Source organism: Bartonella sp. MR168JLCBS (assembly GCF_042194175.1).
Map to the genome: position 1 here is coordinate 1 of NZ_JBHIMP010000272.1, position 279 is coordinate 279.

1 pseudogene is annotated in these 279 nt (G+C 38.0%); it reads left to right on the top strand.

Annotated features, from left to right (window positions below):
- Positions 1–279 (top strand): annotated as a pseudogene (locus tag ACFIK8_RS10815) (mechanosensitive ion channel family protein); the annotation flags it as partial.

Below are 279 nucleotides of genomic sequence, written 5' to 3' on the forward strand. Positions count from 1 at the left end.
ACTGAGCACTATTATCCGTAATGTTTCTAATGCCTTCATTATTTTTTTTGTTGTCCTGACAATTTCTTCTCTTCTCAATGTCATTAATACCCTTTACGAACAAAGGTCAACAGCGCGGTTGAAGCCAATAAAAGGTTATATTCAAATCGCTAAAATTACGCTTTTTACTGTCGCTGCAATTCTCATGGTAGCCGCATTAATTGACCGCTCACCTCTTATTGTCTTTTCCGGTCTTGGTGCAATGGCAGCTGTCCTTATGTTAATTTTTCAAGACACACT